Source organism: Bacillus sp. FSL K6-1005, from assembly GCF_038000225.1.
Classification (GTDB): domain Bacteria; phylum Bacillota; class Bacilli; order Bacillales; family Bacillaceae; genus Bacillus; species Bacillus mojavensis.
Window position 1 is genome coordinate 1,013,883 of record NZ_JBBOBP010000001.1, and the last position, 18,766, is coordinate 1,032,648.

At 43.9% G+C, this 18,766-nt stretch carries 19 protein-coding genes; 18 read left to right on the plus strand and 1 reads right to left on the minus strand.

Annotated features, from left to right (window positions below; genetic code table 11):
- The first annotated feature begins 13 nt into the window (after positions 1-13).
- From NST16_RS05175 to mtaB, 10 genes are all read left to right on the plus strand, one after another.
- The gene (locus NST16_RS05175; RefSeq protein ID WP_029441371.1) at positions 14-352 is read left to right on the plus strand and encodes a YqxA family protein; all 339 of its coding nucleotides are present in this window, start codon (positions 14-16) and stop codon (positions 350-352) included.
- A 133-nt stretch (positions 353-485) separates the two neighbouring features.
- Positions 486-2,321 carry a translation elongation factor 4 gene (lepA, locus tag NST16_RS05180; RefSeq protein ID WP_010334999.1) on the plus strand — a complete coding sequence of 612 codons (1,836 nt, stop codon included), beginning with the start codon at positions 486-488 and terminating at the stop codon, positions 2,319-2,321.
- 55 nt (positions 2,322-2,376) lie between these two features.
- Entirely contained in the window at positions 2,377-3,516 is a 1,140-nt protein-coding gene (hemW, locus tag NST16_RS05185; RefSeq protein ID WP_340884530.1) for a radical SAM family heme chaperone HemW, read from the plus strand.
- 80 nt (positions 3,517-3,596) lie between these two features.
- Positions 3,597-4,628: a heat-inducible transcriptional repressor HrcA gene (gene hrcA, locus NST16_RS05190; RefSeq protein ID WP_010334997.1), complete on the plus strand. Its 1,032-nt coding sequence runs from the start codon at positions 3,597-3,599 to the stop codon at positions 4,626-4,628.
- Positions 4,629-4,700: 72 nt separating this feature from the next.
- Positions 4,701-5,264: a nucleotide exchange factor GrpE gene (grpE, locus tag NST16_RS05195; RefSeq protein WP_010334996.1), complete on the plus strand. Its 564-nt coding sequence runs from the start codon at positions 4,701-4,703 to the stop codon at positions 5,262-5,264.
- Between the two features lie 23 nt (positions 5,265-5,287).
- On the plus strand, positions 5,288-7,123 hold the full coding sequence (gene dnaK / locus NST16_RS05200) for a molecular chaperone DnaK (protein WP_010334995.1): 1,836 nt from the start codon (positions 5,288-5,290) through the stop codon (positions 7,121-7,123).
- Between the two features lie 197 nt (positions 7,124-7,320).
- Positions 7,321-8,448, plus strand: coding sequence for a molecular chaperone DnaJ (gene dnaJ / locus NST16_RS05205; protein ID WP_010334994.1), 1,128 nt, complete (start codon positions 7,321-7,323; stop codon positions 8,446-8,448).
- 24 nt (positions 8,449-8,472) lie between these two features.
- Positions 8,473-9,408, plus strand: coding sequence for a 50S ribosomal protein L11 methyltransferase (prmA, locus tag NST16_RS05210; RefSeq protein WP_168748270.1), 936 nt, complete (start codon positions 8,473-8,475; stop codon positions 9,406-9,408).
- Positions 9,409-9,430: 22 nt separating this feature from the next.
- The gene (locus NST16_RS05215; protein ID WP_010334992.1) at positions 9,431-10,201 is read left to right on the plus strand and encodes a 16S rRNA (uracil(1498)-N(3))-methyltransferase; all 771 of its coding nucleotides are present in this window, start codon (positions 9,431-9,433) and stop codon (positions 10,199-10,201) included.
- Positions 10,201-11,556 carry a tRNA (N(6)-L-threonylcarbamoyladenosine(37)-C(2))-methylthiotransferase MtaB gene (mtaB, locus tag NST16_RS05220; protein ID WP_010334991.1) on the plus strand — a complete coding sequence of 452 codons (1,356 nt, stop codon included), beginning with the start codon at positions 10,201-10,203 and terminating at the stop codon, positions 11,554-11,556. The genes NST16_RS05215 and mtaB overlap by 1 nt, the downstream gene beginning before the upstream one ends.
- A 42-nt stretch (positions 11,557-11,598) precedes the next feature.
- Here mtaB and NST16_RS05225 read toward each other — a convergent pair whose 3' ends face one another.
- Positions 11,599-12,525 carry a Na/Pi symporter gene (locus NST16_RS05225; RefSeq protein WP_340888285.1) on the minus strand — a complete coding sequence of 309 codons (927 nt, stop codon included), beginning with the start codon at positions 12,523-12,525 and terminating at the stop codon, positions 11,599-11,601.
- A gap of 172 nt (positions 12,526-12,697) precedes the next feature.
- Here NST16_RS05225 and rpsU point away from each other — a divergent pair, with 172 nt between their 5' ends.
- The 8 genes from rpsU to NST16_RS05265 all read left to right on the plus strand — a co-directional run bounded on the left by rpsU (position 12,698) and on the right by NST16_RS05265 (position 18,754).
- Positions 12,698-12,871 carry a 30S ribosomal protein S21 gene (gene rpsU / locus NST16_RS05230; RefSeq protein ID WP_003152957.1) on the plus strand — a complete coding sequence of 58 codons (174 nt, stop codon included), beginning with the start codon at positions 12,698-12,700 and terminating at the stop codon, positions 12,869-12,871.
- 14 nt (positions 12,872-12,885) lie between these two features.
- Positions 12,886-13,332 (plus strand): GatB/YqeY domain-containing protein, encoded by a 447-nt coding sequence (locus tag NST16_RS05235; protein WP_010334989.1) that lies wholly within the window; start codon positions 12,886-12,888, stop codon positions 13,330-13,332.
- A gap of 130 nt (positions 13,333-13,462) precedes the next feature.
- Positions 13,463-14,776 (plus strand): NfeD family protein, encoded by a 1,314-nt coding sequence (locus NST16_RS05240; RefSeq protein ID WP_340884544.1) that lies wholly within the window; start codon positions 13,463-13,465, stop codon positions 14,774-14,776.
- A 21-nt stretch (positions 14,777-14,797) separates the two neighbouring features.
- Positions 14,798-15,793 carry a flotillin-like protein FloA gene (gene floA, locus NST16_RS05245; protein WP_268445838.1) on the plus strand — a complete coding sequence of 332 codons (996 nt, stop codon included), beginning with the start codon at positions 14,798-14,800 and terminating at the stop codon, positions 15,791-15,793.
- 27 nt (positions 15,794-15,820) lie between these two features.
- A complete protein-coding gene (locus tag NST16_RS05250) occupies positions 15,821-16,246 on the plus strand; it encodes a hypothetical protein (protein WP_340884548.1) in 426 nt (141 codons plus the stop codon).
- 55 nt (positions 16,247-16,301) lie between these two features.
- On the plus strand, positions 16,302-16,583 hold the full coding sequence (gene yqfC, locus NST16_RS05255) for a sporulation protein YqfC (protein ID WP_010334985.1): 282 nt from the start codon (positions 16,302-16,304) through the stop codon (positions 16,581-16,583).
- 18 nt (positions 16,584-16,601) lie between these two features.
- A complete protein-coding gene (yqfD, locus tag NST16_RS05260) occupies positions 16,602-17,798 on the plus strand; it encodes a sporulation protein YqfD (RefSeq protein ID WP_029441370.1) in 1,197 nt (398 codons plus the stop codon).
- Positions 17,795-18,754 (plus strand): PhoH family protein, encoded by a 960-nt coding sequence (locus tag NST16_RS05265; RefSeq protein ID WP_268445842.1) that lies wholly within the window; start codon positions 17,795-17,797, stop codon positions 18,752-18,754. Before yqfD ends, NST16_RS05265 begins: the two co-directional genes overlap by 4 nt.
- The last annotated feature ends 12 nt before the right edge of the window (positions 18,755-18,766 follow it).

An 18,766-nucleotide genomic window follows, 5' to 3' on the forward strand; every position in this document is an offset into this window, starting at 1 on the left:
ATAGGTGGTCGAGTTGATTGCATATCTTGGCAAATGCTTGCTTCTTGTGACGATGATGTTTATAGGCGTCCTGTTCGGCATGCAGCAGGCAAATAACGGCATGCTGAGCATGAAAGGCTATCATGATCCTTCACTGAAAGGCGCGTTTACGCTCACAGACGGAGAAAATAATGAGAAAGAAGCGACCGTTTTAGGGGAAACAGTAACCTCGAAAGATTTAGAAGAGAAACAAAAAGAGCTTGAACAGGTGGAAACGTTTAACCTTTTCTCTAAAGCAGGAAAAACGCTTTCTGACACAGTGACCAACTCAGCTCAATCGATGTATGAATGGATACGGGATATGAGAAAATAAGTGCTTGAAAGAGAAAAGCAGCCCCAGTATGAGAGGGAACTTTTCTCTTTCTTGTTTTACATTGAATCTTTACAATCCTATTGATATAATCTAAGCTAGTGTATTTTGCGTTTAATAGTAGGAGTGATAGATTGTGACAGATAAAGAAAAGCGTTTAGAGAGGCAGTCGAGAATTCGGAATTTCTCCATTATCGCCCATATTGACCACGGAAAATCGACCTTAGCGGATCGTATTTTAGAAAAAACGTCGGCAATCACTCAACGAGAAATGAAAGAACAATTGCTTGATTCTATGGATCTTGAACGCGAACGGGGCATTACCATTAAATTAAACTCTGTTCAGCTTAAATACAAAGCAAAAGACGGTGAGGAATATATTTTCCACCTGATTGACACACCGGGACACGTCGATTTCACATATGAAGTATCCCGAAGCCTTGCTGCCTGCGAAGGAGCGATACTTGTCGTGGACGCGGCGCAAGGAATTGAAGCGCAGACGCTTGCGAACGTTTACCTGGCGCTTGATAATGACCTTGAAATTCTTCCAGTCATTAATAAAATTGATCTGCCAAGCGCAGAGCCGGAACGTGTTCGCCAAGAGGTGGAGGACGTCATCGGCCTTGACGCATCGGAAGCCGTGCTCGCTTCAGCAAAAGCCGGGATCGGGATTGAGGAGATTTTAGAGCAGATCGTGGAAAAGGTGCCTGCTCCGACCGGAGATCCAGAGGCGCCGCTTAAAGCGCTGATCTTTGACTCGCTTTATGACGCTTACCGCGGTGTCGTGGCTTATATCAGAGTCGTTGAAGGAACGGTAAAGCCGGGGCAAAAAATCAAAATGATGGCAACCGGCAAAGAGTTTGAAGTGACAGAAGTCGGTGTGTTCACGCCGAAAGCAACTCCGACAGATGAACTGACGGTCGGCGATGTAGGCTTTTTAACTGCTGCGATCAAAAATGTCGGTGACACACGCGTCGGTGACACGATCACAAGCGCGGCCAATCAAGCAGCCGAAGCATTGCCTGGATATCGCAAGCTGAACCCGATGGTATACTGCGGTTTATATCCGATCGATACGGCCAAATACAACGATTTAAGGGAAGCTCTTGAAAAGCTTGAGCTGAATGACTCATCGCTTCAATATGAAGCAGAGACATCCCAAGCGCTCGGATTCGGTTTCCGCTGTGGATTTTTAGGTATGCTTCACATGGAAATCATTCAGGAGCGGATTGAGCGGGAGTTTAAAATCGACCTGATCACTACAGCGCCGAGTGTTATATATGATGTGTATATGACAGACGGGGAAAAGGTTGTTGTCGACAACCCGTCCAACATGCCTGACCCACAAAAGATCGAAAGGATCGAGGAGCCGTATGTTAAAGCGACTATGATGGTGCCGAACGATTATGTCGGTGCGGTGATGGAGCTTTGCCAAGGGAAACGCGGCAATTTTATCGACATGCAATATTTAGATGCAAATCGCGTCAGCATTGTCTATGACATGCCGTTAGCGGAAATCGTCTATGAGTTTTTTGATCAGCTGAAATCAAGCACAAAAGGCTACGCTTCCTTTGATTACGAACTGATCGGCTACAAACCGTCTAAACTTGTCAAGATGGACATTATGCTGAACGGAGAAAAAATCGACGCCCTTTCATTTATCGTGCATCGCGATTACGCGTACGAACGCGGAAAAGTAATTGTAGAAAAACTGAAAGAGCTCATTCCGCGCCAGCACTTTGAAGTACCGATTCAAGCGGCGATCGGCCAGAAAATCGTGGCCCGCTCTACCATTAAAGCGATGCGTAAAAACGTATTGGCTAAATGTTACGGCGGAGACATCTCGCGGAAACGGAAGCTTCTTGAAAAACAAAAAGAAGGAAAACGCCGAATGAAGCAGGTCGGCTCAGTTGAAGTGCCGCAAGAAGCATTTATGGCGGTCCTGAAAATGGACGACAATCCGAAAAAATAATAGAAGCCGCCGCAGTCCTGTACTGCGGCTTCTTTCTTTAAAGAAGGTGAATACATTGAAATCAGCTTATATCCATATTCCATTTTGTGAGCATATTTGCCACTACTGCGATTTCAATAAATATTTTATTCAAAGCCAGCCTGTCGGCGAGTATTTAAACGCACTCGAGAAGGAAATGATAAATACGATAGAAAAAACGGGGCAGCCTGATCTGCATACGATTTTTATCGGAGGAGGCACGCCGACATCCCTCTCTGAAGACCAGCTTGAAAAATTAATGGACATGGTCAGCCGTGTGCTGAAGCCTTCAGGCGCCTTAATAGAGTTCGCTGTTGAAGCGAACCCGGACGACCTATCGGCAGAAAAACTGAAAATACTCAAGGAAGCGGGCGTTAATCGTTTAAGCTTCGGTGTGCAAACATTCGAAGACGACCTTCTAGAAAAAATCGGACGGGTCCATAAACAAAAAGACGTATTTGTCTCTTTTGAACGTGCACGGGAGATTGGTTTTGAAAATATCAGTCTCGATTTGATGTTCGGTCTCCCCGGACAAACGCTTAAACACCTTGACCACTCTTTAAAAACTGCTTTATCCCTGAACGCAGAGCATTATTCCGTTTACTCTCTCATTGTAGAACCGAAAACGGTATTTTATAATTTGATGCAAAAAGGGCGGCTTCATCTGCCGGCGCAGGAACAGGAAGCCGAAATGTACGAAACGGTGATGAGCCGGATGGAAACGGCCGGTATTCACCAATATGAAATCAGCAATTTTGCGAAACAAGGCTTGGAATCTAAGCACAACCTGACGTACTGGAGCAACGAGGAATATTTCGGCTTCGGAGCAGGAGCCCACGGGTATATCGGGGGAATTCGAACAGTAAACGTCGGACCTGTCAAACATTACATTGACCTGATAGCTGAAAAAGGTTTTCCTTATCGGGATACACATGAAGTGACGATGGAAGAACAAATTGAAGAAGAGATGTTTTTAGGGTTAAGAAAAACATCCGGAGTCAGCAAAAAACGGTTTGCGGAGAAATACGGCCGTTCTCTTGATAAACTTTTTCCCGGCATTTTAAAAGAGCTTTCTAAAAAGGGACTGATTCTCAACACGGAGTCTGCCGTTTGTTTGACTCATCAGGGAAAATTATTGGGTAATGAAGTTTTTGGCGCTTTTTTGGGTGAGTTATAATTGACATTTTTCTTGTGGTTTGATACTTTTGTTATAGATTTAGCACTCGCTTGTTGAGAGTGCTAACAGAGGTGATGATGATGTTAACCAATCGTCAGCTGCTGATCCTTCAGGTCATAATCAACGATTTTATTAAATCGGCGCAGCCCGTCGGATCAAGAACTCTTTCGAAAAAAGATGAAATCACATTTAGCTCTGCAACAATAAGAAACGAGATGGCTGACTTGGAAGAACTGGGCTTCATTGAGAAAACCCACTCTTCCTCAGGACGTGTTCCGTCGGAAAAAGGGTACCGGTACTATGTTGATCATTTGCTGTCGCCCGTCAAACTGACAAAAACCGACCTAGACCAAATCCACTCGATCTTCAAAGAAAAAATATTCGAGCTGGAAAAGACAGTTCAAAAATCAGCACAAATTTTGTCCGATCTTACGAATTATACGTCTATCGTGCTCGGGCCGACCCTGAGCGAGAATTATCTTAAACAGATTCAAATCATACCGATTCAGCCCGATAAAGCGGTAGCCATTCTCGTTACCAATACGGGGCATGTGGAAAACAAAACGATTAATTTTCCAACCAAAATGGATCTGTCTGATATTGAAAAGCTGGTAAATATACTGAACGACCGTTTAACCGGTGTTCCGATGGATGAACTGAATGAACGCATTTTTAAAGAAGTTGTCATGTACTTAAGGCAGCACATTAAGAACTATGACAACATACTTGAAGCGCTGCGTTCAACATTTCATTCGACAAGTCACGTTGAAAAATTGTTTTTCGGCGGGAAAATTAATATGCTGAACCAGCCGGAGTTCCATGATATCGGGAGAGTGCGGTCGTTGCTTTCTCTGATTGAAAAGGAGCAGGACGTGTTGAAGCTTGTCCAATCTTCAGATACGGGCATTTCGATTAAGATCGGAAAAGAAAACGACTATGAAGAGATGGAAAACTGCAGCCTGATTACTGCCTCATATTCAGTAGATAAGAAGCAAATAGGCTCAATTGCGATCATTGGACCAACCCGCATGAATTATTCAAGGGTCGTCAGTCTGCTTCAGCATGTGACTTCAGACTTGTCAAAAGCATTAACAAGTTTGTATGATGAATAAGGGAAAATTGGCAAATTTTATCGAAGGGCATCACCCGCCCTTCTCCTTACACTTTTGAGGGAGGTGAACACAATGTCAGAAGAAAAACAAACCGCGGAACAAAACGAAACAGAAGAACAAGAAGTAATCGAAGAACAAGCTGCTGCTGAAGAACAGCAGGAAGAAACAAACGAAAGCGAACTTCTTCAAAATCAAATTAACGAATTGCAAGGTTTGCTTGAGGAAAAGGAAAACAAACTTTTGCGTGTTCAAGCAGACTTTGAAAACTATAAACGACGCAGCCGTTTAGAAATGGAAGCGTCCCAGAAATACCGTTCTCAAAACATCGTTACTGAATTGCTGCCGGCTCTTGACAGCTTTGAAAGAGCGCTTCATGTTGAAGCCGACAATGAACAGACGAAAAGTTTGCTCCAAGGAATGGAAATGGTCCACCGCCAGCTCGTAGAAGCCTTGAAAAAAGAAGGTGTAGAAGCAATCGAAGCTGTAGGACAGGAATTTGATCCGAACCTTCACCAAGCCGTTATGCAGGCTGAGGATGAAAACTATGGCTCCAACATTGTCGTTGAGGAAATGCAAAAAGGCTACAAGCTGAAGGATCGCGTCATTCGCCCTTCCATGGTAAAAGTGAATCAATAATTACATAGCAGGAGGTTATTCAAGTGAGTAAAGTTATCGGAATCGACTTAGGTACAACAAACTCATGTGTGGCAGTGCTTGAAGGCGGCGAGCCTAAAGTCATTGCTAACGCTGAAGGGAACCGCACAACTCCATCTGTTGTTGCGTTCAAAAACGGCGAACGCCAAGTAGGGGAAGTGGCTAAACGCCAATCTATTACAAACCCTAACACAATTATGTCTGTTAAACGCCATATGGGTACAGATTATAAAGTTGAAATTGAAGGAAAAGATTACACTCCTCAAGAAGTGTCTGCTATCATCCTTCAACACCTTAAATCATACGCTGAAAGCTATCTTGGCGAAACAGTATCAAAAGCAGTTATCACAGTTCCTGCATACTTTAACGATGCGGAGCGTCAAGCGACAAAAGACGCTGGTAAAATCGCAGGTCTTGAAGTAGAACGTATCATCAACGAGCCGACTGCAGCAGCGCTTGCATACGGACTTGATAAAACAGATGAAGATCAAACAATCCTAGTATACGACCTTGGCGGCGGTACATTCGACGTTTCCATCCTTGAGCTGGGCGACGGTGTGTTTGAAGTTCGTTCAACTGCCGGCGACAATCGTCTAGGCGGGGACGATTTTGACCAAGTCATCATCGATCACCTTGTATCTGAATTTAAAAAAGAAAACGGTATTGATCTGTCTAAAGATAAAATGGCGCTACAGCGTTTGAAAGACGCAGCTGAAAAAGCGAAAAAAGATCTTTCCGGCGTATCTTCTACGCAAATTTCTTTACCGTTTATCACAGCTGGAGAAGCAGGACCGCTTCACCTTGAACTGACATTAACTCGCGCTAAATTCGAAGAGCTTTCTTCTCATTTAGTAGAGCGTACAATGGGCCCTGTCCGTCAAGCGCTTCAAGATGCAGGACTTTCTGCAAGCGAAATCGACAAAGTCATCCTTGTCGGCGGATCAACTCGTATCCCTGCCGTACAAGAAGCAATCAAAAAAGAAACTGGAAAAGAAGCACATAAAGGCGTAAACCCGGATGAAGTTGTAGCGCTTGGTGCTGCAATTCAGGGCGGCGTTATCACTGGTGACGTAAAAGACGTAGTTCTTCTTGACGTTACACCGCTTTCTCTCGGTATTGAAACAATGGGCGGTGTATTCACAAAACTGATCGACCGCAACACAACAATTCCGACAAGCAAATCACAAGTGTTCTCAACTGCTGCTGATAACCAAACAGCTGTTGATATCCATGTTCTTCAAGGTGAGCGCCCGATGTCTGCCGACAACAAAACACTCGGCCGCTTCCAGCTTACTGATATCCCGCCAGCACCGCGCGGCGTGCCTCAAATCGAAGTTTCCTTCGATATTGACAAAAACGGTATCGTAAACGTAAGAGCAAAAGACTTAGGCACAGGAAAAGAACAAAATATCACAATCAAATCTTCTTCAGGTCTTTCTGATGATGAGATCGAACGCATGGTAAAAGAGGCGGAAGAAAATGCTGACGCTGATGCGAAGAAAAAAGAAGAAATCGAAGTCCGCAACGAAGCAGATCAGCTTGTTTTCCAAACTGAGAAAACATTAAAAGATCTAGAAGGCAAAGTGGACGAAGAACAAGTGAAAAAAGCCAACGATGCCAAAGACGCTTTAAAAGCAGCAATTGAGAAAAACGAATTTGAAGAGATCAAAGCGAAAAAAGATGAGCTTCAAACAATCGTTCAAGAGCTTTCTATGAAGCTTTATGAAGAAGCTGCTAAAGCACAGCAAGCTCAAGGCGGAGAAAACGCTGAAGGCAAAGCGGATGACAACGTTGTCGACGCTGAATACGAAGAAGTAAACGACGATCAAAACAAAAAATAAGTTCTTTTTAGAGTCAGTCCCGCTTCTGGGACTGACAAAAAGAACACATTTCATAATCTGATTCAATGGTTAGAAAGTCAAAGTCAGGCATCTCTTGGCTTTGACTTTTTTTCTTGCCCGGGATAAAAGGAATTGAAAAATCATAATTCAAAATGATACAATCTAATTTATGTGAGAAATTCGGGAGAGTGAAGTAGATGAGTAAGCGTGATTACTATGAAGTGCTGGGTGTAAGTAAGAGCGCTTCAAAGGATGAAATAAAAAAGGCTTATCGAAAGCTGTCGAAAAAATATCATCCTGACATTAACAAAGAAGCCGGATCAGATGAAAAGTTTAAAGAAGTCAAAGAAGCATACGAAACGCTGTCTGATGATCAAAAACGGTCTCATTACGACCAATTTGGCCATACTGATCCTAACCAAGGCTTCGGCGGCGGCGGTTTTGGCGGCGGCGACTTCGGCGGTTTTGGTTTCGATGATATTTTCTCAAGTATTTTCGGCGGCGGCACTAGACGAAGAGATCCAAATGCACCGCGTCAAGGGGCGGATTTGCAATATACGATGACTCTGTCATTTGAGGACGCCGTTTTCGGAAAAGAAACGACCATCGAGATTCCGCGTGAGGAAACGTGCGATACATGTAAAGGCTCAGGGGCAAAACCTGGTACAAAACCAGAAACGTGCTCGCACTGCGGAGGCTCCGGCCAGCTAAATGTGGAGCAAAACACGCCGTTTGGAAAAGTTGTCAACAGACGAGTGTGCCACCACTGCGAAGGTACGGGTAAAATCATTAAAAACAAATGTGCGGATTGCGGCGGCAAAGGAAAAATCAAAAAACGCAAAAAAATCAACGTCACAATTCCTGCCGGTGTAGATGACGGGCAGCAGCTGCGTCTCTCAGGACAGGGTGAACCAGGCGTAAACGGCGGCCCTGCAGGGGATTTATTTGTCGTATTCCACGTGCGCGCCCACGAATTCTTTGAGCGCGACGGAGATGATATTTACTGTGAAATGCCGTTAACGTTTGCTCAAGCCGCTCTTGGAGATGAAGTGGAAGTTCCGACGCTTCACGGGAAAGTGAAATTGAAAATTCCTGCCGGTACACAAACAGGAACAAAGTTCAGATTAAGAGGCAAAGGCGTTCAAAATGTCAGAGGCTATGGACAGGGTGACCAGCATATCGTCGTCCGCGTTGTCACGCCGACAAACTTGACAGATAAACAAAAAGATATTATCCGTGAATTTGCCGAAGTCAGCGGAAACCTGCCTGATGAACAGGAAATGAGTTTCTTTGATAAGGTAAAACGCGCGTTTAAAGGCGATTAATTATTGGATGAGGAGTTGGTAGTTTTGAAATGGTCCGAATTAAGCATTCACACAACACATGAAGCGGTCGAACCTATCTCAAATATTTTGCATGAAGCTGGTGCGAGTGGGGTTGTGATAGAGGACCCGCTTGATTTAATTAAAGAACGTGAGAATGTATACGGGGAAATCTACCAGCTCGACCCCAATGATTATCCGAACGAGGGTGTCATTGTTAAAGCGTATCTGCCGGTCAACAGCTTTCTTGGAGAAACGGTAGATGGCATTAAAGAAACAATTAATAATCTGCTTCTTTATGATATTGATTTGGGCAGAAACCATATCACCATTTCCGAAGTGAACGAAGAGGAATGGGCGACTGCCTGGAAAAAGTATTACCATCCTGTGAAAATTTCTGAAAAGTTTACGATTGTACCAACGTGGGAGGAATATACGCCGGTACACACGGATGAGCTGATTATTGAAATGGACCCGGGAATGGCATTCGGAACAGGCACACACCCGACAACCGTACTTTGTATTCAGGCGCTTGAACGCTTTGTGCAAAAGGGTGATAAGGTGATTGATGTAGGCACAGGCTCCGGAATTTTAAGTATTGCGGCTGCAATGCTTGAGGCTGAATCGGTTCATGCCTATGATCTTGATCCCGTTGCTGTAGAAAGCGCACGTCTCAATTTGAAGTTAAACAAGGTTAGCGATATAGCTCAAGTCAAACAAAATAATTTGTTAGACGGGATTTCAGGAGAACATGATGTGATCGTTGCCAACATTTTGGCTGAAGTTATCCTTCGTTTTACTTCACAGGCATATCATCTGCTGAAAGACGGCGGGCACTTTATTACTTCAGGAATTATCGGCCAAAAAAAGCAAGAGGTAAAAGAAGCATTGGAACAGGCTGGTTTTACCATTGTGGAAATCCTCTCAATGGAAGATTGGGTCAGCATTATTGCGAAAAAATAACAGTTAGTAGGTGTCACAGCGTATGCAACGATATTTTATCGAGCTCACGAAGCAGCAAATGGAGGAAGCGCCGGCTATTTCAATTACCGGAGAAGATGTTCATCATATTGTCAATGTCATGAGAATGAACGAGGGAGACCAAATTATCTGCTGCTCTCAGGACGGCTTCGAAGCAAAATGTGAACTTCAATCTGTTTCCAAAGAAAAAGTGTCCTGTCTTATGATAGAATGGACGAATGAAAACAGAGAGCTTCCGATAAAGGTTTATATTGCAAGCGGCCTCCCGAAAGGGGATAAACTGGAATGGATTATCCAAAAGGGGACTGAGCTGGGAGCTCATGCCTTTATTCCTCTGCAAGCCGCACGTTCTGTTGTCAAGCTGGATGACAAGAAAGCGAAGAAAAAGCGGGAAAGATGGACAAAAATTGCGAAGGAAGCGGCGGAGCAATCGTACCGAAACGAAGTGCCGCAAGTGCTGGATATCCATTCCTTTCAGCAGCTTCTTGACAAGGTGCAGAATTTCGATAAATGTGTCGTTGCATACGAAGAGTCATCGAAGCAAGGAGAAACAAGCTCGTTCAGCGCAGTTGTAAGCAGCCTTCCGAAAGGATCATCCCTTTTGATCGTATTCGGTCCCGAAGGCGGTTTAACAGAAGCGGAGGTTGAGCGGCTCACGGCGAAAAACGCTGTTCCGTGCGGCCTCGGACCGAGAATTTTAAGAACAGAAACCGCTCCGCTATACGCGCTGAGCGCGATTTCTTATCATACAGAGTTATTAAGAGGTGATCAATAATGGCAACTGTTGCGTTCCATACGCTTGGCTGCAAAGTCAATCATTATGAGACAGAAGCAATCTGGCAGCTTTTCAAAGATGCGGGCTATGAAAGAAGAGACTTTGAACAAACAGCTGACGTATATGTCATTAATACATGTACAGTAACAAATACGGGAGATAAAAAAAGCCGCCAAGTGATCAGACGCGCCATTCGTCAAAATCCTGACGGCGTCATCTGCGTCACAGGCTGTTATGCGCAAACCTCGCCAGCGGAGATTATGGCAATCCCGGGCGTTGACATTGTAGTCGGAACTCAGGATCGTGAAAAAATGCTCGGCTACATCGATCAATATCGTGAAGAGCGTCAGCCGATCAATGGCGTCAGCAACATTATGAAAGCTAGAGTATATGAAGAGCTTGATGTACCTGCTTTCACAGACCGGACAAGAGCGTCATTAAAAATACAGGAAGGCTGCAATAACTTCTGCACGTTCTGTATCATTCCGTGGGCGCGCGGACTTCTCCGTTCACGTGACCCGGAGGAAGTCATTAAACAAGCACAGCAGCTTGTTGATGCGGGTTATAAAGAAATCGTACTTACTGGTATTCATACAGGCGGCTACGGTGAAGATATGAAAGATTACAACTTTGCCAAGCTTTTGAGAGAACTTGACGCCCGTGTTCAAGGCGTAAAACGGATCAGAATTTCGTCCATCGAGGCAAGCCAGATCACAGACGAAGTGATTGAAGTTTTAGACCGTTCAGATAAGATTGTGCGCCATTTGCACATTCCGATTCAATCCGGGTCAAACACAGTGCTTAAACGGATGAGACGCAAATACACGATGGAATTTTTCGCTGACCGTTTAAATAAACTGAAAAAAGCACTTCCGGGCTTAGCCGTAACATCCGATGTCATTGTAGGCTTCCCTGGCGAAACAGAAGAAGAGTTTATGGAAACCTATAACTTTATTAAAGAAAACAGATTCTCTGAACTTCATGTGTTTCCTTACAGCAAACGTACGGGAACGCCAGCTGCGCGGATGGAAGACCAAGTGGATGAAAACGTCAAAAATGAACGTGTACACCGCTTGATTGCACTTTCTGACCAGCTTGCGAAGGAATATGCCTCTGATTATGAAAATGAAGTCCTTGAAATTATCCCTGAGGAAGCATTTAAAGAATCAGATGAAGAAAACATGTATGTCGGCTACACAGACAACTACATGAAAGTTGTTTTCAAGGGCACGGAAGACATGATCGGCAAAATCGTGAAAGTAAAAATACTAAAAGCAGGCTATCCATACAACGAAGGACAGTTTGTCCGTGTTGTTGAGGATGACATAACAGAACAAATGCGTATGTCTTCTTAACCTGAAAAAACCGGTGCATCTAAATGTGCCGGTTTTTTATATTCAGTTTTTAACTGGGATAAGCCATTTGATAAGGCTGTAAAACAAGTTGGTAAGCGGCAAAAATAAGAGAGCTGATACAACATTAAATAGCAGACTGAAATGGGCGATTCTTTGGGCAGGGTCAGCCGAGAGCTGTTCAACAAAGCCGGTCGCTGCCGCCAAAAACGGGAATACAATCGCTACGCCGATCACGTTAAACAAAACATGGGCGCACGCTGTCTGTTTTGCCGCATATCCGCCGGATACAGCAGCCATGACAGCTGTAATGCATGTCCCGATGTTTGACCCAAGCACAACGCTCATTGCCTGTGTCAGTCCGATAACGCCTTCATTCATAAAGCTCATCAAAATGCCGATGCAGACAGAACTTGAGTGAATGATTGCAGTTAACACCATGCCGATAAACAAAGCAGACCAGTTTGAGTCGTTCACATGATGAAGTATGCCTGCTCCCGTTTTCAGCTGAGTAAGCGGTTCTGCAAGGCGGCTGAAGCCTGTGATGCAAAAAAAGATAATCCCCAGTCCGAGGAAGCTTGTCCCCAGCTGTTTGAACGGATACCTGCCAGTTAGAAAAAACAGCAAACCGCCAATCAAAAGAATCCAAATCAACACATCCATTTTGATTGCAAGAAATTCGGTTGTAAAGGTAGACCCGATATTTGTTCCAAGAATCATCGGTATTGTCCGTTTGAAAGAAAGGGCGCCCGCACTCACAAATCCGATGACAATTACCATAAAGGCGGAGCTGCTTTGGAGAAATCCTGTAAAAACAATACTGATAAGAAATGCCTTTAACGGATGATCCGTAAAAATCAGCAGCTGCTCTTCAATTTTTGAATACGTCATCGAAATTAAACCTTTCCGAAGCATGTTCATCCCTGCGAGAAAGAATAAGATAAGAGCAGTAAAACTAATCAGAAGCAACATTTTATTCACCAACCCCTTTCTATCATTATATAGACAGGCAGTCCCGCTCATGACGGAAAAGTGAACGCACTTAGTTGACCTGACTGAAGGCTTATATTATAATGTCAAAGTACATGTTTATATGTGTAACTTAAAGGTAGTCGATTGGTGTATTCGGAGGGAGGGAAAGAGAATGTCAAAAACGGTCGTTAGAAAAAACGAATCGCTTGAAGATGCTCTTCGTCGCTTCAAACGCAGTGTATCAAAGACAGGTACTTTGCAAGAAGCAAGAAAGCGTGAATTTTATGAAAAACCTAGCGTAAAGCGCAAGAAAAAGTCTGAAGCTGCTAGAAAACGCAAATTCTAAAAGAGGGTGGATTTATGAGTCTTCTTGAGCGACTTAACCAAGATATGAAGCTATATATGAAAAGCCGTGAGAAAGACAAACTGACTGTCGTTCGAATGGTTAAGGCTTCACTTCAAAACGAAGCAATTAAGCTTAAGAAAGACAGTTTGACCGAGGATGAGGAACTCACTGTCCTTTCTCGTGAACTTAAGCAACGTAAAGACTCCCTCCAGGAATTTTCAAACGCTAATCGTTTAGATTTAGTAGATAAAGTTCAAAAAGAGCTGGACATTTTAGAAGTTTATTTACCACAGCAGCTATCAGAAGAAGAGCTGCGTACAATCGTAAATGAAACCATCGCTGAGGTCGGTGCGAGCTCAAAAGCGGACATGGGCAAAGTGATGGGGGCAATTATGCCTAAAGTAAAAGGTAAAGCTGACGGAAGTTTAATTAATAAACTTGTTAGCAGTCAACTGTCTTAAATGGCGAAGAAAAGGACATCTTTCTAAGAGAGATGTCTTTTTTTATACATAAAAAAATGAAACCTTTGATACATTTGTTACGTATGAAGAGAAGGCACTTACTATACGAGGAAGGAGGGATACATCGCCCTTGCTTCAAACAAAAGGATTCCGAGCGGCTCTTTTGAGCATATTTCTACTATCATTATTAGGAGTTCAGCTGCACACAAAAGCAGAAAAACAAACCGTCTACGTCATTCCCGTTGAAAAAAATGTCGAACAGGGTCTCGCCTCCTTTTTGTCGCGTTCGCTACAAGATGCAGAGGCTCAGCATGCAAACCATATTATTCTTGATATTAACACGCCGGGAGGACTGGTGAAATCAGCTATTGATATAGCGGACACGATCACCGAAACGGATATCCCGATAACTGCTTATGTAAACAAACGGGCATTGTCTGCTGGTGCATATATCGCGTTACAGGCTGACGCCATTTATATGGCACCAGGAGGAAAAATGGGAGCCGCGGCGATCATTGACGGTAAAGGTAATGCTGCTGACAAAAAAGCTGAATCATTTTGGCTTGCGGAGCTGGAAGATGCCGCAGCAAAAAACAACCGTGATCCAAAATATGCGCGTGCCATGGCAGACCCTGATGTAGATGCAAAAGAAGCGGGCGCGCCGAAGGGAGATCTGCTTACGCTGAATGCAGAAAAAGCTGTTGACGTAGGCTATTCGGAAGGAACTGTTAACAATCTTTCCGCGCTTGTGAAGAAGCTTGGATACGAAAATGCACATATCAGCTATGCCGAGGAAAGCTTTGCAGAGAAGGCAGCGAGGTGGCTGACCAGTCCGATTGTTGTTCCTATTTTATTGACAATTGCCTTCTTAGGCCTTACTGTTGAGCTTTTTTCTCCGGGTGTCGGTCTGCCTGGAACAGCCGGATTTATTGCTTTGATCCTGTTTTTTTACGGACATCTTGCAGTGGGTCTTGCCGGATATGAAACGGTTCTCCTCTTTATAGCAGGGGTGATTCTGATCCTGATGGAGATATTCCTCCCCGGAGGAATTATTGGTTTACTTGGCTTGGGAGCAATTGTTGCGAGCTTATTTTTGGCCGCGGGAAGCTTCACAGTCATGGCGGTTTCTCTCTTGATCGCCTCAGCTGTTTCCATTACAGCTTTCATTTTACTGACAAGGGTGTTGGGAAAGCGTATGAAATTCTTTAAGAAACTTATATTAAATGATTCTACAAATACAGAGAGCGGTTATGTATCAAATCAAACGCGCACGGACTTAATCGGCAAGGAGGGCGTGACCTTTACGCCGTTGCGTCCCGCGGGAACCGTCATTATTGATGACGAACGTCTTGATGTGGTATCAGAAGGATCATTTACAGCGAAAGATAAAAAAGTAAAAGTAATCAAAGTGGAAGGCTCGCGCATTGTCGTGAGAGAAATTTAAACAGAAACGAGGAGAAGTAGCATGGACCCATCAACATTAATGATACTGGCTATTGTTGTAGTAGGGATCATTGTTTTAGCTGTATTTTTTACATTTGTACCAGTTATGCTCTGGATTTCAGCTTTAGCAGCCGGAGTTAAAATCAGCATTTTCACTTTAGTAGGGATGAGGCTTCGCCGCGTCATACCGAACCGGGTGGTTAATCCGTTAATTAAAGCGCATAAAGCGGGACTCGACGTTGGAACAAACCAGCTTGAAAGCCACTATCTTGCCGGAGGGAATGTAGATAGAGTCGTTAACGCACTTATCGCAGCACAGCGCGCCAATATTGAGCTTACATTTGCACGCTGTGCTGCCATCGACCTTGCCGGCCGTGATGTATTGGAAGCCGTGCAAATGAGCGTTAATCCGAAGGTCATTGAAACACCATTTATTGCAGGTGTTGCCATGGACGGAATTGAAGTGAAGGCGAAAGCGAGAATTACAGTAAGAGCCAATATCGATCGCCTCGTAGGGGGTGCGGGTGAGGAAACGATTGTAGCCCGTGTAGGCGAAGGGATCGTCTCTACAATCGGTTCATCCGAAAACCACAAAAAAGTGCTGGAGAACCCTGATATGATTTCTCAAACGGTTCTCGGTAAAGGCCTGGATTCAGGAACAGCCTTTGAAATTCTTTCGATTGATATTGCTGATGTTGACATTGGTAAAAACATCGGGGCGATCTTGCAGACGGATCAGGCAGAGGCCGATAAAAATATAGCGCAGGCCAAAGCCGAAGAACGTCGTGCAATGGCTGTTGCTCAAGAACAGGAAATGCGCGCACGTGTAGAAGAAATGCGAGCTAAAGTGGTTGAAGCCGAAGCGGAAGTGCCGCTTGCGATGGCCGAAGCGCTTCGCGAAGGAAATATCGGCGTCATGGACTACATGAATATTAAAAACATTGATGCAGACACAGATATGCGTGATTCATTCGGTAAATTAACGAAAGACCAATCGGATGAAGACCGCAAATCATAATCTCTCTATGCAGAAGGGAGAATATTGATGGAAGATATACTGACGAATCCGCTTGTTATTGCAGTGATTATCGGAATTATTTCCACGATTTTCGGCAAAGTGAAAAAAGAAGAAGAAAAAAACAATCAAAATCAAAAAAGAAAAAAGCCGCAGACCATGAAACCAGCTTCTGTTCAGAATAAACAATCAGCTAAAGAAACGCCTGCTCCTATTCCAAACCGCATGGAACAGATGAGACAAGAAGCTGAAGAAAGACGGAAGGAAACAGAAAGAAACCTGAAAGGGCTTGAGCGGGATCTTACTGCCGCCCAAAATAAAGCGGTGTACACCAAGCAAAAACTGCTACAGGTCAATAAAGACACTGTGGTGCAAGGCATTGTCTTAGGCGAAGTATTCGGTCCGCCAAGGGCAAAAAAACCTCATCACACAATGCGTGCAGCCCGCAAAAATTAAGTGTTAGAACCCTCTTTCAAATCATACATATGAGATGAAAGGGGGTTCTTTTTGTATGGGGCATAGAAAGAATCGTTTAAAAGCTTGGCTGACAAGAGCATTGGAAATTCCCCCGGACGTTATGATGGATCTGCCGCGGATAACAATGGTCGGCAGACTTCATATCTACATAGAAAACCACAGAGGCCTTCTGCTGTTCAGTGAGAATGAAGTGAGGCTGATGCTGAAGCAGGGCCAGTGCATCATATCAGGAGAAAACTTTGTGATCAAAGCGATTCTTCCGGAAGAAATACTTTTGGAGGGTACGATTGATGTCGTTCGATATGTTGAGTCATAAAGCCGAGGGGGAAATGTTGTGAAAAATAAATGGCTGTCTTTTTTTGAGGGTAAGGTCCAGCTTGAAGTGACGGGACGAGGCATTGAACGGCTCCTTAATGAATGCACAAGAAGAGGGATTCCGATCTTTCATCTGAAAAAAAAGAAAGAAGCCGTCTTGTTATATATACAGCTTCAGGATGTACATGCCTTTCGGCGTGTCAGGAGAGAATTTGACTGTAAAGCCCGTTTTATCAATCGAAAAGGGTTCCCGTTCTTATTGCTGAAATCCAAGCTGAATTTAGGTTTTACCATTGGTTTTGCGCTTTTTTTTATCCTTTTATTTTTGCTCTCCAATATGGTGTGGAAAATTGAAGTGACTGGCGCAAAGCCTGAAACGGAGCACCAAATGATGCAGCATCTGAAGGGAATAGGCGTCCAAAAAGGGCGATTGCAGTTTTTAATGCAGTCTCCCGAAAAAATACAAAAATCGTTAACCAACGGAATAGACAATATCACTTGGGTCGGAGTCGATTTGAAAGGCACGACCATCCGTATGAAAGTTGTGGAGAAAAATGAGCCGGAAAAAGAAAAGTATGCCAGTCCGCGCCACATTGTCGCCAAAAAGAAAGCAACCATTACAAGAATGTTTGTGCAGAAAGGACAGCCCATGGCCGCAATTCATGATCATGTGGAAAAGGGACAAATGCTTGTCTCCGGCTTAATTGGAAGCGAAGATGAGCAGCAGGAAGTCGCCTCTAAAGCTGAAATTTACGGTGAGACCTGGTACAGATCTGAAGTAACAGTGCCACTTGAAACATTATTTAACGTCTATACGGGCAAAGTAAGGACAAAGCACAAGCTTTCTTTTGGCTCATGGGCTTTCCCGATCTGGGGAATGACGTTTAAAAAAGAGGAATTAAAACATCCAAAAACAGAACAAGAGAAGCATTCGCTTCATTTTCTCGGTTTGGAGCTCCCTGTTTCTTATATCAAAGAGCAAACGAGAGAAAGTGAAGAGGCTTTGCGAAAATATACCGAAGAAGAAGCAGTTCAAGAAGGAATCAAAATGGGTAAACGGGATGTAGAGAATAAAATAGGCGAGGACGGTGAGGTGAAAAGTGAAAAAGTTTTGCACCAGACAGTCGAGAATGGTAAAGTAAAGTTGATTATTCTCTACCAAGTTATAGAAGATATCGTTCAAACCACACCTATTGTCAGGGAGACTGAAGAATGACAGAACATTTACTTGCGATTAATCAAAAACTGAAAAGCCCGGACGAGGCGCTTTCACTGTTCGGGAATCAAGATTCTTTTTTGACACTGATGGAGAAAGATCTGGATGTAAATATCATTACGCGAGGCGAAACGATTTATATTTCAGGCGGTGAAGAATCGTTTCAGATTGCCGACAGGCTGCTGGGATCACTTCTCGCATTAATTCGCAAGGGGATAGAGATCTCTGAACGTGATGTGATTTACGCCATCAAGATGGCAAAAAAGAATGAGCTTGAATATTTTGAAAGCATGTATGAAGAAGAAATTACAAAAAACGCAAAAGGCAAATCGATCCGTGTGAAAACCATGGGACAGCGGGAATACGTAGCAGCCATGAAACGAAATGATCTTGTATTCGGTATTGGCCCGGCTGGAACCGGAAAAACGTATCTTGCTGTCGTAAAAGCAGTCCACGCATTGAAAAACGGACATATTAAAAAAATCATTTTAACAAGACCTGCCGTAGAAGCCGGTGAAAGCCTCGGTTTTTTACCAGGTGACCTGAAAGAGAAAGTAGATCCTTATTTGCGCCCGCTGTATGACGCTCTTCATGATGTGCTTGGAACAGATCATACAGAACGTCTGCTGGAAAGAGGAGTTATTGAAATCGCTCCGCTCGCTTATATGAGAGGCCGGACGCTTGATGATGCCTATGTTATACTTGATGAAGCACAGAACACTACGCCTGCCCAAATGAAAATGTTTTTGACGAGACTGGGTTTTGGCTCTAAAATGATCATTACAGGTGACGTTAGCCAAATTGATCTGCCGAAAGGCGTCAAATCGGGACTTGCAGTAGCGAGAGAGATGCTGAAAGAAATCGACGGCATTTCTGTGATTGAACTGGACCAGACAGACGTGGTCAGACATCCGCTTGTTGCGAAAATTATTGAAGCATACGATAAGCAAAATTAATCCTGAATGACC

Bases quoted from the DNA above. Each gene is read 5' to 3' on its own strand.
- NST16_RS05250 (WP_340884548.1), top strand. From the start codon at position 15,821: ATGGAAGATATACTGACGAATCCGCTTGTTATTGCAGTGATTATCGGA.
- NST16_RS05235 (WP_010334989.1), top strand. From the start codon at position 12,886: ATGAGTCTTCTTGAGCGACTTAACCAAGATATGAAGCTATATATGAAA.
- dnaJ (WP_010334994.1), top strand. From the start codon at position 7,321: ATGAGTAAGCGTGATTACTATGAAGTGCTGGGTGTAAGTAAGAGCGCT.
- mtaB (WP_010334991.1), top strand. From the start codon at position 10,201: ATGGCAACTGTTGCGTTCCATACGCTTGGCTGCAAAGTCAATCATTAT.
- rpsU (WP_003152957.1), top strand. From the start codon at position 12,698: ATGTCAAAAACGGTCGTTAGAAAAAACGAATCGCTTGAAGATGCTCTT.
- floA (WP_268445838.1), top strand. From the start codon at position 14,798: ATGGACCCATCAACATTAATGATACTGGCTATTGTTGTAGTAGGGATC.
- NST16_RS05265 (WP_268445842.1), top strand. From the start codon at position 17,795: ATGACAGAACATTTACTTGCGATTAATCAAAAACTGAAAAGCCCGGAC.
- yqfC (WP_010334985.1), top strand. From the start codon at position 16,302: ATGGGGCATAGAAAGAATCGTTTAAAAGCTTGGCTGACAAGAGCATTG.
- NST16_RS05225 (WP_340888285.1), bottom strand. From the start codon at position 12,525: ATGTTGCTTCTGATTAGTTTTACTGCTCTTATCTTATTCTTTCTCGCA.
- hrcA (WP_010334997.1), top strand. From the start codon at position 3,597: ATGTTAACCAATCGTCAGCTGCTGATCCTTCAGGTCATAATCAACGAT.
- grpE (WP_010334996.1), top strand. From the start codon at position 4,701: ATGTCAGAAGAAAAACAAACCGCGGAACAAAACGAAACAGAAGAACAA.
- NST16_RS05215 (WP_010334992.1), top strand. From the start codon at position 9,431: ATGCAACGATATTTTATCGAGCTCACGAAGCAGCAAATGGAGGAAGCG.